General features: G+C 73.3%; 19 protein-coding genes. 12 read left to right on the top strand and 7 right to left on the bottom strand.

Features of this window, described 5'->3' with window-relative positions:
- Nucleotides 1-66 precede the first annotated feature (66 nt).
- The 4 genes from ACLBYB_RS21315 to ACLBYB_RS21300 all read left to right on the top strand — a co-directional run bounded on the left by ACLBYB_RS21315 (nt 67) and on the right by ACLBYB_RS21300 (nt 7,787).
- Nucleotides 67-1,254 (top strand): FAD-binding protein, encoded by a 1,188-nt coding sequence (locus ACLBYB_RS21315; RefSeq protein WP_447699974.1) that lies wholly within the window; start codon nt 67-69, stop codon nt 1,252-1,254.
- Between the two features lie 58 nt (nt 1,255-1,312).
- On the top strand, nt 1,313-2,653 hold the full coding sequence (glcF, locus tag ACLBYB_RS21310) for a glycolate oxidase subunit GlcF (protein WP_447699973.1): 1,341 nt from the start codon (nt 1,313-1,315) through the stop codon (nt 2,651-2,653).
- A gap of 590 nt (nt 2,654-3,243) precedes the next feature.
- Nucleotides 3,244-6,372, top strand: coding sequence for an Rne/Rng family ribonuclease (locus ACLBYB_RS21305; RefSeq protein ID WP_447699972.1), 3,129 nt, complete (start codon nt 3,244-3,246; stop codon nt 6,370-6,372).
- Between the two features lie 170 nt (nt 6,373-6,542).
- Nucleotides 6,543-7,787, top strand: coding sequence for a methyl-accepting chemotaxis protein (locus tag ACLBYB_RS21300; RefSeq protein ID WP_100251517.1), 1,245 nt, complete (start codon nt 6,543-6,545; stop codon nt 7,785-7,787).
- A 61-nt stretch (nt 7,788-7,848) separates the two neighbouring features.
- On the opposite strand, the gene ACLBYB_RS21295 is transcribed toward ACLBYB_RS21300, so the two are convergent.
- The 3 genes from ACLBYB_RS21295 to ACLBYB_RS21285 form a co-directional block, all read right to left on the bottom strand.
- Nucleotides 7,849-8,148 (bottom strand): DUF2934 domain-containing protein, encoded by a 300-nt coding sequence (locus ACLBYB_RS21295; RefSeq protein ID WP_020091154.1) that lies wholly within the window; start codon nt 8,146-8,148, stop codon nt 7,849-7,851.
- A 52-nt stretch (nt 8,149-8,200) separates the two neighbouring features.
- A complete protein-coding gene (locus ACLBYB_RS21290) occupies nt 8,201-8,371 on the bottom strand; it encodes a DUF3606 domain-containing protein (protein WP_020091155.1) in 171 nt (56 codons plus the stop codon).
- Nucleotides 8,372-8,493: 122 nt separating this feature from the next.
- Nucleotides 8,494-9,498: a 2-keto-3-deoxygluconate permease gene (locus tag ACLBYB_RS21285; protein WP_447699971.1), complete on the bottom strand. Its 1,005-nt coding sequence runs from the start codon at nt 9,496-9,498 to the stop codon at nt 8,494-8,496.
- Nucleotides 9,499-9,879: 381 nt separating this feature from the next.
- Here ACLBYB_RS21285 and ACLBYB_RS21280 point away from each other — a divergent pair, with 381 nt between their 5' ends.
- Nucleotides 9,880-10,983, top strand: coding sequence for a four-carbon acid sugar kinase family protein (locus ACLBYB_RS21280; RefSeq protein ID WP_447699970.1), 1,104 nt, complete (start codon nt 9,880-9,882; stop codon nt 10,981-10,983).
- On the top strand, nt 10,980-12,008 hold the full coding sequence (pdxA, locus tag ACLBYB_RS21275) for a 4-hydroxythreonine-4-phosphate dehydrogenase PdxA (RefSeq protein WP_447699969.1): 1,029 nt from the start codon (nt 10,980-10,982) through the stop codon (nt 12,006-12,008). Before ACLBYB_RS21280 ends, pdxA begins: the two co-directional genes overlap by 4 nt.
- A 96-nt stretch (nt 12,009-12,104) precedes the next feature.
- Here the strand turns inward: pdxA and yidD are convergent, their stop codons facing one another.
- Nucleotides 12,105-12,437: a membrane protein insertion efficiency factor YidD gene (gene yidD, locus ACLBYB_RS21270; RefSeq protein ID WP_091675763.1), complete on the bottom strand. Its 333-nt coding sequence runs from the start codon at nt 12,435-12,437 to the stop codon at nt 12,105-12,107.
- A 4-nt stretch (nt 12,438-12,441) separates the two neighbouring features.
- Nucleotides 12,442-12,885, bottom strand: a complete 444-nt coding sequence (locus ACLBYB_RS21265) for an iron-sulfur cluster assembly scaffold protein (protein WP_447699987.1) — start codon at nt 12,883-12,885, stop codon at nt 12,442-12,444.
- Nucleotides 12,886-13,125: 240 nt separating this feature from the next.
- Between ACLBYB_RS21265 and folE the strand changes: the two genes are divergently transcribed.
- The 4 genes from folE to ACLBYB_RS21245 all read left to right on the top strand — a co-directional run bounded on the left by folE (nt 13,126) and on the right by ACLBYB_RS21245 (nt 17,032).
- Entirely contained in the window at nt 13,126-13,944 is an 819-nt protein-coding gene (gene folE / locus ACLBYB_RS21260) for a GTP cyclohydrolase I FolE (RefSeq protein ID WP_447699968.1), read from the top strand.
- 20 nt (nt 13,945-13,964) lie between these two features.
- A complete protein-coding gene (gene hisI / locus ACLBYB_RS21255; protein WP_091675759.1) occupies nt 13,965-14,387 on the top strand; it encodes a phosphoribosyl-AMP cyclohydrolase in 423 nt (140 codons plus the stop codon).
- A complete protein-coding gene (locus ACLBYB_RS21250) occupies nt 14,384-15,370 on the top strand; it encodes a patatin-like phospholipase family protein (protein WP_447699967.1) in 987 nt (328 codons plus the stop codon). The genes hisI and ACLBYB_RS21250 overlap by 4 nt, the downstream gene beginning before the upstream one ends.
- A gap of 90 nt (nt 15,371-15,460) precedes the next feature.
- Complete coding sequence (locus ACLBYB_RS21245; RefSeq protein ID WP_447699966.1) at nt 15,461-17,032, top strand: alkaline phosphatase D family protein; 1,572 nt, start codon at nt 15,461-15,463, stop codon at nt 17,030-17,032.
- A 228-nt stretch (nt 17,033-17,260) separates the two neighbouring features.
- Here ACLBYB_RS21245 and ACLBYB_RS21240 read toward each other — a convergent pair whose 3' ends face one another.
- Both ACLBYB_RS21240 and ACLBYB_RS21235 read right to left on the bottom strand, forming a co-directional pair.
- Nucleotides 17,261-17,692: a CBS domain-containing protein gene (locus ACLBYB_RS21240; RefSeq protein ID WP_020091165.1), complete on the bottom strand. Its 432-nt coding sequence runs from the start codon at nt 17,690-17,692 to the stop codon at nt 17,261-17,263.
- A gap of 151 nt (nt 17,693-17,843) precedes the next feature.
- A complete protein-coding gene (locus ACLBYB_RS21235; RefSeq protein WP_056526486.1) occupies nt 17,844-18,665 on the bottom strand; it encodes a rhomboid family intramembrane serine protease in 822 nt (273 codons plus the stop codon).
- Nucleotides 18,666-19,013: 348 nt separating this feature from the next.
- On the opposite strand from ACLBYB_RS21235, the gene ACLBYB_RS21230 reads away from it, so the two are divergent.
- Entirely contained in the window at nt 19,014-19,613 is a 600-nt protein-coding gene (locus ACLBYB_RS21230; protein WP_020091168.1) for a PAS domain-containing protein, read from the top strand.
- 229 nt (nt 19,614-19,842) lie between these two features.
- Complete coding sequence (locus ACLBYB_RS21225; protein ID WP_447699965.1) at nt 19,843-20,484, top strand: PilZ domain-containing protein; 642 nt, start codon at nt 19,843-19,845, stop codon at nt 20,482-20,484.
- Nucleotide 20,485 lies beyond the last annotated feature (1 nt).

Here is a 20,485-nt window from a genome sequence, read left to right as displayed (position 1 = left end):
GAATCCGCCGCCGGATCCGGCGACACCCGTCCTGGAATGGATACAAACAGGACCGGGACGGGAACGATGGGCGTCTACGAGCCCGGCACCGAGGCGGAGGCCGGGGAGATCGTGCGGGCGGCCGCCGGGCGCGGCGAGGGCCTGCGCCTCGCCGGCGGCGGCACCGCCGCGGGGCTCGGCCGGCCCGCACAGGATAGCGCGACGCTCTCCGCGCAGGCGCTCACCGGCGTCACGCTCTACGAGCCCGCCGAGATGGTGGTGGCGGCCCGGGCCGGGACGCCGCTCGCCGAGGTCGAGGCGCTGCTCGCCTCCCGCGGCCAGATGCTGCCCTTCGAGCCGATGGATCTGCGCGGCCTGTACGGCACCGCCGGCGAGCCGACCCTCGGGGCCGTGGCGGCGATCAACAATGCCGGCCCCCGGCGGATCAATGCCGGCGCCGCCCGGGACAGCCTGATCGGCGTGCGCTTCGTCAACGGGCGCGGCGAGGCGATCAAGTCGGGCGGCCGGGTGATGAAGAACGTCACCGGCCTCGATCTCGTGAAGCTGATGGCCGGCGCCCACGGCACGCTGGGCCTCCTCACCGAGGTCACCTTCAAGGTGCTGCCCGCCTGCGAGCGGGTGGCGACCCTGGTCTTCTCCGGCCTGGACGACACGCGGGCGGTGACCGCCCTGTCGGAGGCGCTGGGCTCGCCCTTCGAGCTCACGGGCGCCGCGCACCTGCCGGCCGGGATCGGCGCCCCGGAGGCGCGGACCCTGATGCGCCTCGAGGGTTTCTCCGACTCCATCGACTACCGCACGGGCGAGCTGCGGCGCCTGCTGAAGCGCTACGGCCAGCCCGAGATCATCGACGGCGAGACCGGCGCCGCCCTGTGGCGGACGGTGCGCGACGCGGCGCCGCTCGCCGAGCCGCGGGAGGCCGCCCTGTGGCGGATCTCCACCGCGCCGACCCGCGGGCCGGCCCTGGCGGCGGCGGTCGCGGCCGAGCGCGACGCGCGCTGGTTCTTCGACTGGGGCGGCGGCCTGATCTGGCTCGCCACCGGCGCGGCGGGCGATGCCGGCGCCGCGACGGTGCGCCGGGCGGTGCGGGCGCAGGGCGGCCACGCCACGCTGGTGCGGGCCCCCGACGCCGTGCGCGCCGCCGTGCCGGTGTTCGAGCCGCTGGCCGAGCCGCTGATGCGGCTCACCGCCGGCATCAAGGCGGCGCACGACCCCGCCGGGGTGCTCAACCCCGGCCGGATGTACGCCGGACTCTGAAGCTTCAGATCCCGCCCCTCCCCGAGCGTGGGGAGCCGTGGCGCCGAGGACGCGACCCGTGCAGACCAACTTCGCCCCCGCCCAGCTCGCCGATCCCGCCATGGCGGCCTCGGAGAAGATCCTGCGGACCTGCGTGCATTGCGGCTTCTGCACGGCGACCTGCCCGACCTACCTGCTGCTCGGCGACGAGCTCGATTCCCCGCGCGGGCGGATCTACCTGATCAAGGACATGCTGGAGGGCGGCAAGCCGGCCTCGCAGGAGGTGGTCAAGCACGTCGACCGCTGCCTCTCGTGCCTGTCCTGCATGACCACCTGCCCGTCGGGGGTGCACTACATGCACCTCGTCGACCACGCCCGGGCCCATATCGAGGAGACCTACGCGCGCCCCGCCGGCGACCGGTTCCTGCGGGCGCTCCTCGCCCAGGTCCTCCCCTATCCGGGGCGCTTCCGCCTCGCGCTCACCGCCGCCAAGCTCGGCGCGCCGTTCCGGGGGCTGGTGGCCCGGCTGCCGCGGGTCGGCAACCGCCTCGCGGCCATGCTCGACCTCGCGCCGGCCGGGGCGCCGCCCCGCGAGCCGACGAACCGGCCCGGCCGGTTCCCGCCGGCGGGCGGTCAGGCGGCCGGGACGCCCGCCCGGCGCGTCGCCCTCCTGCGCGGCTGCGCCCAGAGCGTCCTGCGGCCGGACTTCAACGCCGCCGCGATCCGGCTGCTCAACCGGCACGGGATCGAGGTGGTGCACGCGAACGAGGGCTGCTGCGGGGCGCTGACCCACCACATGGGCAAGGAGGACTCGGCCCACGCCCATGCTAGGCAGGCGATCGACGCCTGGGACGCCGAGATCGCCGAGGGCCTCGACGCGATCCTGGTCACGGCCTCGGGCTGCGGCACGACCATCAAGGATTACGGCTTCATGTTCCGCGACGACCCGGCCTACGCCGAGAAGGCGCGGCGGGTCTCGAGCCTGGCCAAGGACGTGACCGAGTACCTCGCGCTGCTCGACCTGGCCCCCGTGGCCGAGACCAACCTCGTCGTGGCCTACCACTCGGCCTGCTCGATGCAGCACGGCCAGGGCATCCGCCTCGAGCCCAAGACGCTGCTGAAGCGCGCGGGCTTCACCGTGAAGGACGTGCCCGAGGGCCACATCTGCTGCGGCTCGGCGGGGACCTACAACATCCTGCAGCCGGAGCTCGCCGCGAAGCTGCGCGCCCGGAAGGTCGCCAACATCGAGCGCGTGCGCCCCGACGTGATCGCCACCGGCAACATCGGCTGCGCCACGCAGATCGGGAAGGGCACCGGCATCCCGATCGTCCACACGGTCGAGTTGCTCGACTGGGCGACCGGCGGCCCGAAACCCGCGGCGCTCGCCGGGGTGACGCCGCGGCTCGAAGCGGCGGAGTAGGCACACGCCTGTCGCGTAGCGCCGCGCGCGCCGTGACAGGCCCGTGACATCTATTCACGTTGACCCTTGCCAAATCCGCGCAGCGGTCTGTAATGATGTCGACCCCTCTCCGGTCCCGCCGGTCGCCGCAACGGCCCGCGGACGTGACCGAATTCCTCGCGAAAGCGGTCGCGGTGTCGCGGCGGGCCCTGTCGGTCCGCTTGGCGGCGGCATGTGCCGCCCGCGATCGGGCAGGTGTCGCACGACGCGGCGGAGATCCTCCGCCGCACCCAGGAATTCACGGCCGGTCCCCCGCCGGCCGAGATTGTTTCGCGAGGTCGGGACCACGATGGACGGACGCACGGCCCAGCATAAGGCTGCGCGTGCCCCGGAGGCGCAAACGGTGCGTCACGCCGGTCCGTCCGTCCGCCCGGCCTGTTTCAACCCCAGGCGCCCAGGGCGCCGAACGGCGGTTGACGGCAATTTCCCCTCGAACCCATCCGCCTCGGCGACGAGGCCGGCATCCCGCCCGACAGCATTGACGTCGGGCGAGGCGCCGCCGGGACCACGGGCACGGAGAACGACGTCGGCCGCCATGCCGAGAGTCCGACATGGCCAACAAAATGCTGATCGACGCGATGCACCCGGAGGAGACCCGGGTCGTCACGGTCCACGGGTCTAGGGTCGAGGAGTTCGACTTCGAAGCCGCCAACCGGCGCCAGCTGCGCGGCAACATCTACCTCGCCAAGGTCACCCGGGTGGAGCCGTCGCTCCAGGCGGCGTTCGTCGAGTACGGCGGGAACCGCCACGGCTTCCTGGCCTTCAACGAGATCCATCCCGACTACTACCAGATCCCGCTGGCCGACCGGCAGGCACTCCTCGAAGAGGAGGCCCGCGACGCCGAGGAGCACCGCGAGCGCGAGGAGCGCCGTCGCCGGTCGTCGTCGCGCCGGTCCCGCGGCCGCCGTGCCGAGGCCCGCGCCCGCGGCGCCGACGAGACCGTGAGCGCCGAGGACACGCACGCGGCGCCCGAGAGCGAGGACCAGGCCGAGATCCGGAACGAGTCGGGGATCGACCCGGCCGTCCAGCCCGACACGCTGTCCGAGAACCCCGAGGCCGTGCAGGAGGCCCTCGCCTCCGAGGCCGCCGCCGGCGACCTCCCGGAGGGTGAGCCGGCGCAGGCCGCCGAGCCCGAGACCGCGCCGGTCGAGGCGCAGGCAGCCCCCGCCGCGTCGGAGCCGGTCGCCGCCGACTCCGCCCCGTCCGAGGACGCCCCCTCCGAGCCGGAGGCCCGCATCGCCGTGGCGGAGGCGCTGACCGTGTCCGACGCGCCGGACGAGACCGCCGCGCACGCGATCGTGACGGAGGAGAGCGAGGCCGGGGCGAGCGAGGCCGAGGAGACCGCGCCGACCGCCGCCGGCCCGTCGGCCGAAGCGTCGGACGAGGCCTCGGAGGAGGACGACGAGGAATCCGACGACGACGAGGATGAGGACGAGTCGGAGGACGACGAGGACGAGTCCGACGAGGATGACGACTCGGACGAGGAGTCCGACGATCCCGACGCCGAGCCCAAGATCGCCCAGGTCGGCGGCAACGGCGACGCGCTGGCCGAGATCCCCGAGCGTCCGCGCCACTACCGCCGCCAGTACAAGATCCAGGAGGTGATCAAGCGCCGCCAGATCATCCTGGTGCAGGTGGTCAAGGAGGAGCGTGGCACGAAGGGCGCGGCGCTCACCACCTACCTGTCGCTCGCCGGCCGCTACTCGGTGCTGATGCCCAACACCGGCCGGGGCGGCGGCATCTCCCGCAAGATTACCTCGGCGGCCGACCGCAAGCGCCTGAAGGAGGTCGTGCAGGACCTGGAGGTGCCCGAGGGGATGGGCGTCATCCTGCGCACCGCCGGCGCCTCGCGGTCCAAGCCCGAGATCGCCCGCGACTTCGAGTACCTGATGCGCCTGTGGGAGTCGGTCCGCGAGCTGACGCTGACCTCGATGGCGCCGGCCCTCGTCTACGAGGAGGGCTCGCTGATCAAGCGCGCCATCCGCGACCTCTACAACAAGGATCTGGACGAGGTTCTGGTCGCCGGCGAGGACGCCTACCGCGAGGCCAAGGACTTCATGCGGATGCTGATGCCCGGCCAGTCCAAGGTCGTGAAGCCCTACCGCGACTCGACGCCGATCTTTGCCCGCTTCGGCGTCGAGCAGCAGCTCGACGCGATGTTCTCCACGCACGTCTCGCTGAAGTCCGGCGGCTACCTCGTGATCAACCCGACCGAGGCCCTGGTCTCGATCGACGTGAACTCCGGCCGCGCCACCCGCGAGCACGACATCGAGGACACCGCCCTCAAGACGAACCTGGAGGCCGCCGAGGAGGTCGCCCGCCAGCTCCGGCTGCGCGACCTCGCGGGCCTGATCGTCATCGACTTCATCGACATGGAGGAGAAGCGGAACAACCGCGCCGTCGAGAAGAAGCTCAACGAGTGCCTGAAGAACGACCGCGCCCGCATCCAGGTCGGCCGGATCTCGCCCTTCGGCCTCCTGGAGATGAGCCGCCAGCGGATCCGCACCGGCGTGCTCGAATCCTCCTCGATCCCCTGCGCCCATTGCGGCGGCTCGGGCTTCGTGCGCGCCACCGCGTCGGTGGCGCTGCACATCCTGCGCTCGATCGAGGAGGTGCTGCTCAAGTCGGCCTCCCACAACCTCGTCCTGCGCACCCGCACCGAGATCGCGCTCTACATCCTCAACCAGAAGCGCGGACACCTGCGCGAGCTCGAGGTGCGCTTCGGCGTGACGATCACGATCGCGGCCGACGAGCGGCTGGCGGCGACCACACCGTTCCAGCTCGACCGCGGTGAGCCGGCCCAGCGGGCGGAGGGCCCAGTCACGGGCGTGCGCGCCCAGGCGATCTCGCCCGCGATGGAGTTCGACGACGAGGACGAGGAGGCCGACGAGGCCGAGACCGAGATTGAGACCGACGCCGAGGGCGAGGCCGACGAGGGCCGCGCCGAGGCCCGCGAGGACGGGTCGCGCGAGGAGGGCGAGGGCCGCCGCCGCCGCCGTCGCCGCCGCCGGCGCGGCGGTCGCCAGGAGGGCCGCGGCGAGGACGGGCGCGCCGAGGACGATCGCGGCGACGACGATCAGGACGACCAGCAGGACGACGGCCGCGACGACGCCCGTTCGGACGCGGAACGGAGCGATGGGGACTGGGACGGCGCGCGGCCGGCCGGGACCGAGGCTCCCGCTGCGGCCGTCGCCGCGGAGGCCGGCGAGGCCGACGAGGCCGTCGCGGGTTCGGACGAGGCGGCGCGGTCCGAGGACGAGGGCGGCCGTCGCCGCCGCCGCGGGCGCCGGGGCGGCCGCGGTCGCAGCGAGGGCCGCACCCGCGAGGCGTCCGAGACGGACGACGCGCCGGAAGCCGCGGGCGATGTCGTCGCCCTGTCGGCGGAGGAGCCGGTGAGCGCCCAGGCTGTGGCCGAGGCGATCGAGGCGGCGCCAGCCGCGGCCGCCGAGGACCGGACCGAGACCGCGGTGGACCTGCCGGTGGCCCCGGTCGAGTCCGCGGCGCCGGCGGCCGATCGGGCGACCGTCGGCGCGCAGGCCGAGGCCGGCTCGCCCGAGGCCGCTCCCGCCGAGCCGGCGCCCGAGCCCGTGGCGATCGTGCTGACGCCGCCGTCCGATCCGGACCGGCCGAAGCGCGCCGGCTGGTGGTCGCGCACCAAGGCGGCCCTGACCGGCGAATGAAGCATTGCGCCCCCTGATAGAGCGCTATCTGGGGGCGCAACTTCTCGAAGTAGACGTGTTGCGCTGCACCGATGCCCCGCAACGCTTGTCGAGAGACTGGTCTATCCTTCACCATTGGTTGAAGGTTCTGTGTGACCATGCGCCCCGATTAGAGTGTCGGAGAGGCCCGCATGTTCAGTTTGCGCCGGCAGCGTCAGATCCCTGACGCGCTAGCAACCCCGGTGACGGCGACCGCCCCGGTCGAGACGGCGGCGGTCTTGCCAGTCGAGACGGCCCCGACGCCCGTCGCGGAGCCGGCTGTCGATCGGGAATGGCTGACTCTCCTGGCGCGCCTGTCCGCCTCCGCGTCCGACGCCGGCACCTCGATCGGCTGGATGACCCACGACGCCTCCGGCACCGCCGAGCAGGCCCGACTCATCGCGGCCGCCAGCGAGGAGCTCGCCGCGACCACGGGTGAGATCGCCGCCCGCTCCTCGTCGGCGGCCGAGATGGCCGAGACGGCCCGGGCCGGCATCGCCACCTGCGTGGGCGACCTGCATCGCGCCACCGACGGCATGCGCGGGATCGAGGAAGGCACCGAGGAGATCGGCAGCCGGCTCGACAGCTTCTCCACCGCGGCGCTGCGGATCGAGGAGATGGCCGGCACGATCGCGGCGATCTCGGCCCAGACCAACCTGCTGGCGCTCAACGCCACGATCGAGGCGGCGCGGGCCGGCGAGGCCGGCCGCGGCTTCGCGGTGGTCGCCGCCGAAGTGAAGACGCTCTCGGCGCAGACCGCGAAGGCGACGGACGAGATCCGGGCGCGGGTCAGCGGCCTGCGCGAGGAGATGGCGGCGATGCAGGCCGCCGTGACGCGCAGCCGCAACGCCGTCGAGGCCGGCGCGTCCGCGATGGTGCGGGCCAATGCCCGCGTCGAGGCCGAGAGCGGCGCCGTCGCGAACGTCGCGGCGCAGATGCGTGAGGCCTCCGAGATCCTCGGCCAGCAGATGCAGGCCACCGGCGACATCGCCCAGAACGTCGGCCGCATCGCGGAAGGGACCGACAAGGCCCGCCGCGAGATCGGCGACGCCCTCGCGCAACTCGGACGGATCGAGGATCTCGGCCGCACCCTGCTCGACCGGCAGACCGGCACCGCCGCGGATCAGCGGGTGATCCGCCTGTCGGCGGACTGCGCCGCGTGGCGGCGCGCCATCGCGGCGACCCTGGTCGGCATGCGCTCGACCGACACGCCGCCGGAGGGCATCCCCGCGGACGCGACGCGGTCGGCCGCCATCGAGAAGCCCCTGGCGCAGGCCCGCGAGCAGGCGGCCGCCCTGGTCCGCCACGTGCGCAGCCAGACCTGGGACTCGGCGACCACGGCGTTCGTCGCCTTCGAGGCGGCGGTGAAGGAAGCCCGGGCGGCGATCGAGGCCTGAAGGTAATCCGACCCCGGGTCCGCCGTGACCCGGGACCGTCTCGGATGAAGGTCGGAGACCGTCAGGCCGGCGGCGGATCGGAGCGCGGCGCTGCCGGCGCCGCGTCGGCCTTCCGGCGATCGCGCTCCTTGCGCAATTCCCGCTCGGCCAGCAGCCAGAACTCGATCTCGAATCCCTCGGGCCTGTGGTTGCGCTCCCAGAGCTCGTAGGCCCGCTCGCGGATCTGCTCGAACGTGATCGTGTCGGACGACCGCGCCGAAGGCTGCGGTGCCGCCGCGTCGGTCCCGGACGCGGGTCCCGGCGCGGGCTCGGACCCAGACTCGGACCCGAGTGCGGATCCGTGCGCCGGTGTCCCCGCCATCGGATGATCCGGAGGCGGACGGAAATCGGGGGGCACTTCCATGGCGCCGGTCTCAGGCGGCCGGCTTGTCGAGATAGGCGGCGACGCTGGTGATCCGGCTGCCGACCATGGTCACCGCCTTGCGAAGCCTCTCCTCGCTGACGCCGAAACGCTGCGCCCACTCCTCGCGTGTGGCGCGGTCGTAGATGTCGATATGCGTCTTGCCTCTGGATTCGGTCGACATGCGGTGCCCGCTCCGGTTCGCCGTGAGACGCGGCCGTGCCGCGCTTCCTGGAGGGACAACCGGACTCGGAGACTTCGGTTGCCGCCGGTCGCGCGGGACGCGCAGCTAGACCGCGCGAGACGTCAGGGTGCGGTCGGAGCGGGGCTGGGGACCGGCGCCGGATCGGCCTCGGCCGCGTCCGGGCGGACCCGCCCGGCCACGAACGCGGTCAGCAGCGGCACGAGCAGCGCCGTGACCACCACGCTCGCCGCCACCAGCACGGTGGCGGGGCCGGCGGCATCCTTGTAGGCCGGATTGGCGGCGGCGATGATCGCCGGCACGGCGGCGGCGTTGCCGGCCGTCGAGTCGGCGGCGACGCCCGCCACGCCGTTGCCGCCGGTGAGGCGGTCGGCGACGAACAGGGCGGCCCCGGTGATCGCCACCACCGCCACGCCGAGGCCGATGCCGAGGAGACCCGCCTGCCAGATCTTGGCGAGGTCGAGCCCGAAGCCGAGGGCGAAGGCGAAGAACGGGATCATCACCGGCGCCGCCCCCGATAGGAAAGCGCGCATGTCGCGGTCGAGGTTGCCGAGGATCATCCCGATCAGCAGCGGCAGGATGCTGCCCACCAGGGTCGGCCACGGGAAGGCCGACAGGCCCGCCAGCCCGAGCGTCACCATGGTGAGGAACGGCCCGGATTCGAGGCTCATGATCGCGTAGGCGCCCGCATCCTTCGGGCGGCCGAACTGGCCCATCAGGGCGAGGTAGAGCCCGCCGTTGGTGTCGTTCATGGCGGCGACGATCGCCAGCGTCGACAGCCCCGCGAAGGCGCCCCCGACCACCGGCGCCTCGCCGAGGATCTGCCCGAACACCACGCCCATGATCGCCGCGACGCCGACCTTGGCGGCCAGCAGGACGCCGCCCTTGCGGGCGATCGCCGGGGCGGCGCGGAAGTCGATGCCCGCGCCCATGCAGACGAAGAACACCGCCAGGATCGGCAGGGCGCCGTTGAACAGCGCGCCGGTGAACGAGCCGAAGAACGTCGCGGTGTCCGGGAAGAGCGTGTGGAGGATCGCGCCGAGGAACAGCGGCACCACCATCAGGCCGCCGGGCACGCGCTCCAGGGAGCGCTTGATGGGAATCTGCATGGGTCGCCCTTCCGGTACCGGCCCGTTCCGAGCCCCGGCACCCGCTTGCCCCCCGGGCGGGCTGCTACAACCTTTCGACGAGTCGGCGCAACGCGCGGCCGGACCGGCGCATATGGTGACAACTGCGCGGGCCCATCCCTGCCTGGGCGCGGCCCGGCACGATCTGCGGCGGCCCGGATGTCGTCAGCGACGTCCCCGTCCCTCTCCGGCTCCCTGGACCCGGCGGCCTCGCCCGGGCGGCGGTCGATCCGAGGCGCGGGGCTGCCCGCTTGACCGCCGCGCCGGCCGGTCGGTATGCCGCGCGACAACCTGACAACGAGCACGCGAGCCGCGCTCGGCCGGGGGCGCGGCCGGCGCGGCTCCCGCCATGATCCGCCCGACATGACCCGCCTGCGCCTCATCGCCGACGATCTCACCGGCACCCTCGACACGGCCGCGGGCTTCACCGGCCTGTGCGGGTCGATCCCGGTGGCGTGGCCGGAGATCCTGGCGGGGGATGGACCCGGCTGCCTCGCGATCGATTCCGGCACCCGGGAAGGCTCGGCCGCGGACGCCGACCGGATCGTCGGCGCCCTCGCGCCCCGGCTGGACGGGGCCGACATCGCCTTCAAGAAGGTCGACAGCCTGCTGCGCGGCCCCTGGGCGGCCGAACTCGCGGCCGTGCTTCGCACAGGGACCTGGGGGCGCTGCGTGGTGGCGCCGGCCTTCCCGTATCAGGGACGCCGCACGGAGGGCGGGCGGCAGCTCGCCCGGCGCGGCGCGGGCTTCGAGCCGGTCTCGGGCGACATCGCCGAGGCCCTGCGCGCCGTCGGGCTGCCGGCGCGCCGGGCCGACGTGTCCGACGGGCCGGTGACGGGCGTCGCCGTCTACGACGCGGCGAGCGACGCCGACCTTGTCCGGGTCGCGGATCTCGGCGGCGACGGACCGGTGCTCTGGTGCGGCAGCGGCGGCCTCGCGGCGGCCCTGGCGCGCGGCGTGGCGGCGCCGGGCGACGACCGGCTCGCCGGCCCGGTCCTCGGGCTGTTCGGCTCGGACCGGCCCGAGACCGCGGCGCAGCTCGCGGCCTGCGGCCCCCACCACCTCGTCCTGTCGGCGCGCCATCCGGACCATGCCGGCGCGGTGGCCGCGCGCCTCGACCGGGACGGCGTCGTCCTGGCGAGCCTCGCGCTGCCCGAGGGCACCGCCCGGGAGGAGGCCGCCGCGCGGATCGCCGGGACCTTCGCGCGGGTGGTCGACCGCGTCCCGCGGCCCGGCACGCTGCTGGTGGCCGGCGGCGAGACCCTGAAGGCGCTGTGCCTCGCGCTCTCCGTCGCGCGCCTCGACGTCACCGGGCAGATCACCCCGGGCCTGCCCCGCTCGACCCTGCGGGGCGGACGCTGGGACGGGCTCGCGGTCGTGTCCAAATCCGGCGCCTTCGGAACAGAGGACGTCTGGCGCGATCTACTTCACGGCAACGGCTTTCCGCGCAGCAGGAGCGACGCGTGACCTCACATCTCGCCATCACCATGGGCGATCCGGCCGGCATCGGCCCGGAGATCATCGTCAAGGCCGCCGCCCGGCTGAAGCACCGGATCGACGCGGGCGACCTCAAGCTCGTCGTCATCGGCAGCGCCCCTTCCCTGCGCCGCGCGGAACGGGCGCTCGGCCTCCTGCCCGATCCCGTTCCCGAGGTCGCCGAGGACGGCGACTGGCCGGCGCTGTGCTGCCTCCAGGCCGACGCGGAGGGCGCGCCGATCGAGCCCGGCCGGCTCTCGGCCGACGGCGGCCGCTTCGCCTACAAGGCGATCGAGGCCGGCGTTCGCCTCGCCCTGGCCGGCCGGATCGGCGGCATCGTCACCGCGCCGCTCAACAAGGAGGCGCTCAACAGGGCCGGCTACCACTTTGCCGGCCACACCGAGATGCTGGCGGAGCTGACCGGCGTGCGCGGCTCGGTGATGATGCTGGCCCACGGCAACATGCGGGTCTCCCACGTCACGACCCACGTCGCCCTGGAGGACGTGCCCAAGCGCCTGACCCCGGAGCGCCTGCGCCTCGTCATCGACCTCACCGACAGGGCGCTGAAGGGGCTGGGTCTCGCCCGGCCGAAGATCGCGGTCGCCGCGCTCAACCCCCATGCCGGCGAGGGCGGCCTGTTCGGGCGCCAGGACATCGACGTCAGCGCGCCGGTGATCGAGACGGCCAACGCCGACGGGCTCGACGTGCACGGCCCGGTGCCGGGCGACACGGTGTTCGTGAAGCTGCGGGCGGGCCAGTACGACGCGGTGGTGGCGATGTATCACGACCAGGGACACATCCCGGTCAAGCTCCTGGGCTTCGAGATCGACCCGGCCACGGGCAAGTGGATGGACCTGTCGGGGGTGAACATCACCCTGGGGCTGCCGATCATCCGCACCTCGGTCGATCACGGCACCGCCTTCGACATCGCCGGCACCGGCGTCGCCAACGAGCGCAGCCTGATCGAGGCGATCGAGTTCGCCGAGAAGCTGGCGGCGAACCGGCAGGCCGGTTGAGCGCGGGGCGGGCGCACGGGATCTCCGAAACGCGGTCTCCGATCCGCCAGCCCGACCGCCACACGTGTTTCACGTGAAACAAAGCAGGAACGAAATCTACCGCGCGTCGGCCTCCTGCCCCACGGCCTCGCAGGCGAAGGGCGACGGCGGCGCCTCGACGCCGCGCCAGCGGCCGTAGGCCCAGGGGCGGTACCACGCCGCCCGCGCGGGCACGCGCTCCGGGACGAGGTCGATGCCGTGGGTGCCGAACGGCCCGCAGCGGCAGATCCGGGCGACGCCCATCCAGCCGCCGGGCCAGAGGCCGTGCCGGGCGATGGCCGTGTCGGTGTACTCGGAGCAGCTCGGCCAGTGGCGGCACTGGCGGCCGATCAGGCCCGACAGCGTCAGCTGGTAGCCGCGGATCGCCCAGTGGGCGGCGCGCCGGACCATCCCGTCAGGCGGCCTGCCGCTTGGCGGCGATCTGGTCGAGGGCGTCCACCACCGCGTCGAAGGTCAGGAGCGTCGAGGCGTGGCGCGCCTTGAAGTCCCGCACCGGCTCGAGCACCGCGAGGTCCGACCACGCGCCGCCGGGCGCCGGACCGTTCTCCTTGAGCATGGACCGCATCGCCGCGCGGACGCCGCGCAGCTCGTCCGCGCTGGCGCCGACCACGTGCCGGCCCATCAGCGACGAGGAGGCCTGCCCGAGGGCGCAGGCCCGGACCTCCTGGGCGAAATCCGCGACCCGGCCGTCCTCGCCCAGGACGAGGTCGACCGTCACGGTCGAGCCGCACAGGCGGGAATGGGCCGTGGCGGTCGCGTCCGGGTTCTCGAGCCGGCCGAGCCGGGGGATGTCGGCGGCGAGTTCCAGGATACGGCGGTTGTAGATGTCGTCGAGCATCGGGTCCTCGGCCGGAGGCGCAATGTCCATCGGGACTCTGCCGCGTGCGACGCGCATTGCGCGTTGCCCCGCGAACGATGATATAGGCGCGATACGGCCGCTTCGCGAGGAGGCGGGCCGTCGACCGGGGTCGCGCCCACGGCCACGGTGGTTCCCACGGCCTTTCGTCCATCCCGGGGCGCCGGCTTGAAACCTTTTCGAGCCCGGGATCTTCCCTCGAACGCCCGACGCGATCCGACGATGTACGCCAAGCCCGACAGCACCCCGATGAAATCCCGCATCGCGCGGGCCGGAGATGCCATGGATGCCGCGCTCAAATCCCTGTCGTACCAGGGTGACGGTCAGGGTTTCGACCGGAACGGGATCGAGGGGCAAGGTCTGAACGGCATGCGCAATGACAATCGGCCCACCGGTGACGGCCGTCCCGTCGAGGTGGCGCCCGAGCCGGCCTCCGCGACCCGCGTCCCGGACGGGATCGAGACCGGCCGCCCGAGCCGCGCCGAGGCCGAGGCCGCCGTGCGCACCCTCCTGCGCTGGGCCGGCGACGACCCGACCCGCGAGGGCCTGCTCGACACCCCGGCCCGGGTCACCAAGGCCTACGAGCAGCTGTTCGGCGGCTACGCGGTCGACGCCGAGAAGCTGCTGGAGCGCGTGTTCGAGGAGGTCGAGGGCTACTCGGACATCGTGCTGGTGCGCGACATCCCGTTCCACTCCCACTGCGAGCACCACATGGTGCCGTTCATGGGCCTTGCCCACATCGCCTATTACCCGACCCGGGGCGTGGTCGGCCTGTCGAAGCTCGCCCGCGTGGTCGACACCTTCGCCCGCCGCCTGCAGACGCAGGAGACCATGACCGCCCAGATCGCCGACGTGATCGAGAGCATCCTCAAGCCCCGCGGCGTCGCCGTGATGGTCGAGGCCGAGCATCTCTGCATGGCGATGCGCGGCGTCCAGAAGGCCGGCGTCTCGACCATCACCAGCCAGTTCCGCGGCGTCTTCAAGGACAACGCCAACGAGCAGGTCCGCTTCCTGACCCTGGTGCGCGGCGGCGCCAAGTAGCCCCGGGCGACGCCTCGACCATGACCGCGCGCGACACCGCCTTCGCTCCCCCCGGCACCCGGGCCGAGATCGAGGAGGGCACGGCCCTCACGCCCCGGTTCGACCGCGACGGCCTCGTCGCCTGCATCGCGGTGGACGCGCGGGACGGGCAGGTGCTGATGCTCGCCCACATGAACGCCGAGTCGCTGGCGCGCACCCTCGAGACCGGCGAGGCGTGGTACTGGTCGCGCTCGCGCCAGGAGCTCTGGCACAAGGGCGCGACCAGCGGCCAGATCCAGCGCGTCGTCGAGATGCGGGTCGACTGCGACCAGGACGCCCTGCTGATCCGCGTCGAGGTCGGCGGCGACGGCGGCTGCTGCCACACGGGCCGGCGCGACTGCTTCTACCGCAGCGTCGTCCGGGAGGCGGACGGCCGGGTCGTCCTGAAAGCTGCCGGGCGATGAGCCGCCCTCTTGCCACGCGCTGGCAAGACGATCCCGCCGACCCGCATTTCCCGCCCGGAACCGTCGAGCCGGTCCGGCCGCCGCCGAGCCCCGGCCCGCAGGTCGGGCTCGCCCTCGGGGGCGGCTCGGCCCGGGGCTGGGCGCATATCGGGGTGATCCGCGCCCTGGAGGAAGGCGGCATCACGCCGACCGTGGTGGCCGGCTGCTCCATCGGCGCCGTGGTCGGCGCCTGCTACGCGGCCGGGCGCCTCGACCGGCTCGAGGCCTTCGCCCGGGCGCTGACCCGGCGTCGGGTGGTGGGGCTCATCGACCCCCGCCTGCCGGGCTCAGGCCTGATCGCCGGCAACCGCCTGCGCCAGCGCCTCGCCGCGGATCTCGGCGAGCGCCGCATCGAGACGCTGCCGATCCGCTTCGGCTGCGTCGCCACCGAGTACGGGACCGGCCACGAGGTCAGCCTGACCGAGGGCCCGGCGGTGGACGCGGTGCGCGCCTCCTACGCGATCCCCGGCCTGTTCCCGCCGGTGGCCCATGACGGCCGCGTGCTGATGGACGGGACCCTGGTCAACCCGGTGCCGGTGGCGCTCGCCCGGGCGCTCGGGGCCGACCTCGTCATCTGCGTGAACCTCAACGGCGACACCGGCGGACCGGTTTTGCGCGAGGCGCCGCACCCGGCCCCGCCGCGCCGGGGCTTCCTGCAGGTCGTGCGCGGGCGCCTGCCGGGCTTCGACCGACCCGAGCCCGAGATCGCCGTGCCGGGCATCGCGCGCGTGGTGCTCGACGCGTTCAACACCACCCAGGACCGGATCTCGCGGGCCCGGCTGGAGCGCGACCCGCCGGACGTGGCCATCGGCCCGGATCTCGGGGCCTTCGGGCTGTTCGACTTCCACCGGGCCGCGGAGGGCATCGCCCTCGGGCACCGCGCCGCCCGCGCCGCCCTGCCCCGGATCCGGGCCGTGCTGGAGGGCGCGGCCGCGCGCGCCTGAGGGATCCGGGCGCGCTCCGTCCGGAGGGGGCCGTCATCCGGCTGTCGTGGCCGCCTGCGATGGGCGCCCGTGCATGCTGGAGGACCTCCAATGTATACGAGTCGCCGTCAGATCCTGCTATCCGGAGGCGCCGGCCTCGTCGGGCTGGCCACGGGCCTCGGACGGCCCGGCCTGAGCCGCGCCGCCGACCGGCCGCTCCTGACCCACGGCCTCCAGTCGGGCGACGTCGGCACCGACTCGGCGGTGGTCTGGGCCCGGTCCGACCGGCCGGCCCGGGCGATCATCGAGTGGGCGACCACCGAGAGCTTCGCCGACATCCGCGGCGGCGTCTTCGCCGACGCCCTGCCGGAGACCGACGGCACCGTGAAGGTGACGCTGACCGGGCTGCCGGCCGGGCAGGACGTGTTCTACCGGGTCCGCCTGGAGGACGTCGCCGCGCCGACCATCGTCGGGCCGGCCCAGGTCGGGCGGTTCCGGACCGCGCCGGCGGACCGGCGCTCGGTGTCGTTCTGCTGGTCGGGCGACACGGCGGGCCAGGGCTGGGGCATCGACGACGCCCGCGGCGGCATGACGATCTACTCCGCCATCCTGAAGAACCGGCCGGACTTCTTCATCCATTCCGGCGACACGATCTACGCCGACGGGCCGATCCAGTCCGAGGTCAAGCTCCCCGACGGCAGCCTGTGGCGCAACCGGGTGACCGAGGAGGTGGCCAAGCCGGCCGAGACGCTCGCGGAGTTCCGGGGCCGGCACAAGTACAACCTCACCGACCGGAACGTGCTGGCGATGAACGCCGCCGTGCCGATCCTGGCCCAGTGGGACGACCACGAGGTCACCAACAACTGGTGGCCGGGGGAGCCGCTGACCCGGGCCGAGCACCTGAAGAAGAAGTACGCCGACCCGAACGTGCTGGCGCTGCAGCTGCGGGCGGCCAAGGCCTTCCACGAGTACATGCCGATGCGCTTCGAGCCATCGGAGCCCGGCCGGGTCTACCGCAAGATCGGCTACGGCCCGCTGGTCGACGTGTTCATGCTCGACATGCGCTCCTACCGGGGCCCGAACGGCGAGAACCGGCAGACGGCGTACGGGCCAGAGTCCTACTTCCTCGGGCCGCAGCAGATCGCGTGGCTGAAGCGGGCGCTGCTCGAGTCCCGCGCGACCTGGAAGGTGATCGCCGCCGACATGCCGCTCGGCCTCGTGGTGACCTACGACACCGACCGCAACTTCGGCTCGGAGGCGGTGGCGCAGGGCGACGGACCGCCGCTGGGGCGCGAGCTGGAGATCGCCGACCTGCTGCGCTTCATCAAGAGCGCGGGGATCCGCAACACGGTCTGGCTCACGGCCGACGTGCACTACACGGCCGCCCACTACTACGACCCCGACAAGGCGCAGTTCCAGGATTTCGAGCCGTTCTGGGAGTTCGTCTCCGGGCCGCTGCACGCCGGCACCTTCGGGCCGAACGCGCTGGACAACACCTTCGGGCCGCAGCTGCGCTACGTGAAGGCGCCCGACAAGGGCCAGGTGAACCTGTCGCCGGCCGCCGGCTACCAGTTCTTCGGCCACGTGGCGGTGGACGGCGCCACCGAGCAGATGACGGTGACCCTCAAGGACGCGGCCGACACCGACCTCTGGCACGTCACGCTCGATCCCGTGAAGGCGTGAGGCGGGCGCAGAAAGGAACGACAGGATCCGGGCTCCCCCGACCCTGAAGAGGCGATGATGTTCACAGGTCTCGCGTGGAGACCGACTCTGATGAAGGAGCGCGACGGGCCCCCTCTCCCGTGCGGGAAAGGGGACCGGCGCCCGATCCTGAAACCATCTTGCCAAGGCGGATGGGTGGATCGGCAAGCAGCCCGAAGCGAGGGACGGGAACGCGCGGTTCCGGCGCCCCTACGCCATCGTGATGTAGTCGCGCAGGGCCTGGTGCTCGGCCTCGACGGTGGCGATCTTGCGCGCCACCACGTCGCCGATCGAGACCAGGCCGATCAGCCGCCCGTCCTCGCAGACCGGCACGTGGCGGAAGCGCCCGTCGGTCATGAGGGTCATGACCTCCTCGATCGTGGTGGTCCGGCCGCAGGTGGTGACCGCGGTGGTCATGTGGGCCGAGACCGGCGCGTCGAAGGCCGAGCCCCCGTGCCGGGCGAGCGCCCGCATGATGTCCCGCTCGGAGATGATGCCCGCCACCGTCCCGTCGGCCTGGGCGACCACGAGGGCGCCGATCCGCTTGTCGGCGAGGATCTGGATCACCTCATCGAGGGTCTTGTCGGGGCCCACGGTGACGACGGAGCTGCCCTTCTCGGCGAGGATGCGTGCGACGGTCATGGCTCTCTCCCTGTGTGACGCGGCCGGTGCGCCGTCAGCCCGCGGCGCCCTGATGGCGTTCTCGGCCGGGTTGGCCCGGCTCGTTCACATTGTGGCGAGTGTGTGATCGATCCGGCCGGATGGCAAGGTGCCGGGCGTCGATGGCAGGGACTCAGTGCCGGCGCGGCTCCCGGGGATCCACCAGGGGGAACAGGAAGAAGCCCGCGATGAAGCCGCCGAGATGGGCGTCCCAGGCGATGGCGGCGTTCTCGCCGACGAGCGGCACGCTGACGAGGCCGAAGAGCAGGTTGGTCAGCAGCCAGATCACCAGGAACGACACCGCGGTGCGGTTGCGCAGCAGCTCCGGGATCGTCTCGGCGGGACGGGGCGGCGGCACCTGCCAGGCCGGCGCGCCGTAGCCCGAGACAGGCGGCTGGAACACGAACCGGGCGGCGGCGGCCATCAGGGCCGAGATCCCCGCCGAGGCGCCGACCAGCGGCCCCGCGCTCAGCGGATCGATCAGGATGTGGAGAAGTCCGCCGGCCGCCGTGCCGGCCAGCGCGAGCACGCACCAGCGCAGGGCGCCGCAGCGGCGCGCCACCGGGGCGCCGAAGGCCGCGAGCCAGACGCTGTTGAAGATCACGTGCATCCACGAGCCGTGCAGCAGCCCGTAGGTGACGAGCGTCCAGGGCTGGAGGGCGTGCTCGCCCACGATGTAGCGGGCGAAGGCCTCGCGGGCCGCCTCCAGGCCGGGATCGCCCGGATCTGCGGCGGCGCGGATCACCTCGGAGGCCCGGCCGGGATCGAACCAGAGGGTCCAGCGCGCCGGGACCAGCGCGAGGTCGAGGACGAGGCGGATGTCCCAGGTGTCCGGCAGCAGGAACTCGCGCACCGCCTGGATCGCCAGGAGCAGCCCGATCGACGCGGTGACGATGCCCGGCATGTTGAACACGGGCACGCGGCTCTGCCGCGGGAAATCGGGGGAGGCGTCCATCGCCGCACCATGTCGGGGCGCGGCGCGATCGGGCAAGCCCCGGCGACGTATTGAAGCTCGCAAATACCGGTCGGATCGCGGTCCGTATCGCGCACCGCACCGTCTTCACTCCGGATCCGTCCCGGACGGCCGCGACGCGCCCGGCGGGGTGCGACGATTGTGTCGCCGGCCACGACGCGCTACCCCCCGCCCCGCGCGGCGCCGGCGGGACCGGCGGCGCGCGGGTGCGGGAGCCGGCACGGCCCGTGCGCCCGGACGCGGTGAACGCCCGGATCGGCCGGTCACACCCCCGCGGATGTGCCAGAATGATCCGGGGATGAACCACAGGCGTTGAGAATCGGGACACCGATGAAGCATCCCACCAGCCGCATGCTCCACGCCTACTGGGAGCGCCTGCGCGGAGAACGGGCCGCGCCGGAACGCGCCGAGATCGAGCCGGGCGAGATCCGGCACCTCCTCGCCGACAGCCTGATCCTGGAACTCGACATGCCGAGCCGCTCCGCGAGCATCCGGCTCGCGGGGACCCGGGTCTGCGCCCTGTACGGCCGCGAGCTGAAGGGCGAGCCCTTCGCCAAGCTGTGGGGCTCCCGGGCGACGGATCCCTGGCGGATCGTCGAGATCGTGGCCAGCGACACGCTGGGCGTCGTCGCGGGCCTGCGCGGCACCAACGCGGCCGGCGAGGCGGCGGATCTCGAACTCCTGCTCCTGCCCCTGCGCCACCGCGGCCGGACGCAGGTCCGCGCCCTCGGCACCCTCAGCCTCGACGGCGCGCCGCACTGGCTCGGCCTGCGCCCGCTGGTGGAGGCGGAGACCACCTCCCTGCGCATCCTGCCCAGCCGCCGGACCGAGCCGGTCCCGCCCGCCCGCACCGCCGTGCGCACGAGCGCGGGCTACCCCGGGCCGGTGCGCCACGGCCACCTCCTCGTCCACGCCGGCGGGCGCGCCTGAGAACCGTATTCGTCCAAGGTTACGCCCGGTCCGGGACGGCCAGTTCGATCGAATCGGCGCGTGCACCCGAGGAAAGCTTCGGCGCACAAGTCGATCGCGCACGACGCGGCAGGGCTCGACAATGGATGTTTCTACAAGGCCGATCGATCCCGAAGCAGGAAAAAAGGGTTTCGTAACTGTCCGTGCCTAGTCTGCACCGGCCATTCTCCGGCGCAGGACCAATCTCGGAATGATCGCGGTCGAGGCCACCGCTGGAACTGATCTGCGCGGCCTCGCCGCCGAGCCGGCGCGCGGTGCCGCCGACCAGCGCCGCCACCAGCGCGTGCGGGTCGCCGTGCTCGGCCGCTACATGCTGGCCGACCGCCGGGAATATCCCTGCCAGACCGTGGACATGTCGCCGGGCGGCGTGCGGCTGACCTGCGCGGTCAAGGGCGCGGTCGGCGAGCGCGTGGTGCTCTACCTGGAGCATATCGGCCGCATCGAGGGCGTCGTCGCGCGCACCTGCCCGGACGGGTTCGCGGTCCAGCTCAACGCCACGTCGCGCAAGCGGGACAAGCTCGCCTCCCAGCTCACCTGGCTGGCGAACCGGGAGATGCTGGGGCTGCCGGAGGGACGCTCGCACGAGCGCCTCGTGCCGACCAACACGGCGGTGGTCCTGCGCGTCGAGGGCGGCCGGGAGATCCGGGCGCGCCTCATCGACATCTCGATGTCGGGCGTGGCGATCTCCTGCCCGGTGCCGCTGCCCCTCGGCGCCGCCGTCACGGTGGGCAGCACGCCGAGCCGGCTGGTGCGCTACTTCGAGGGCGGCTTCGGCGTGCAGTTCCTGCTGCCGCTCTCGCCCGACCGCTTCCACGCCGGGATGACGCTCTGAC

The sequence above is a fragment of the Methylobacterium sp. D54C genome (assembly GCF_053345595.1).
This window is presented reverse-complemented; position numbering and strand designations above follow the sequence as displayed.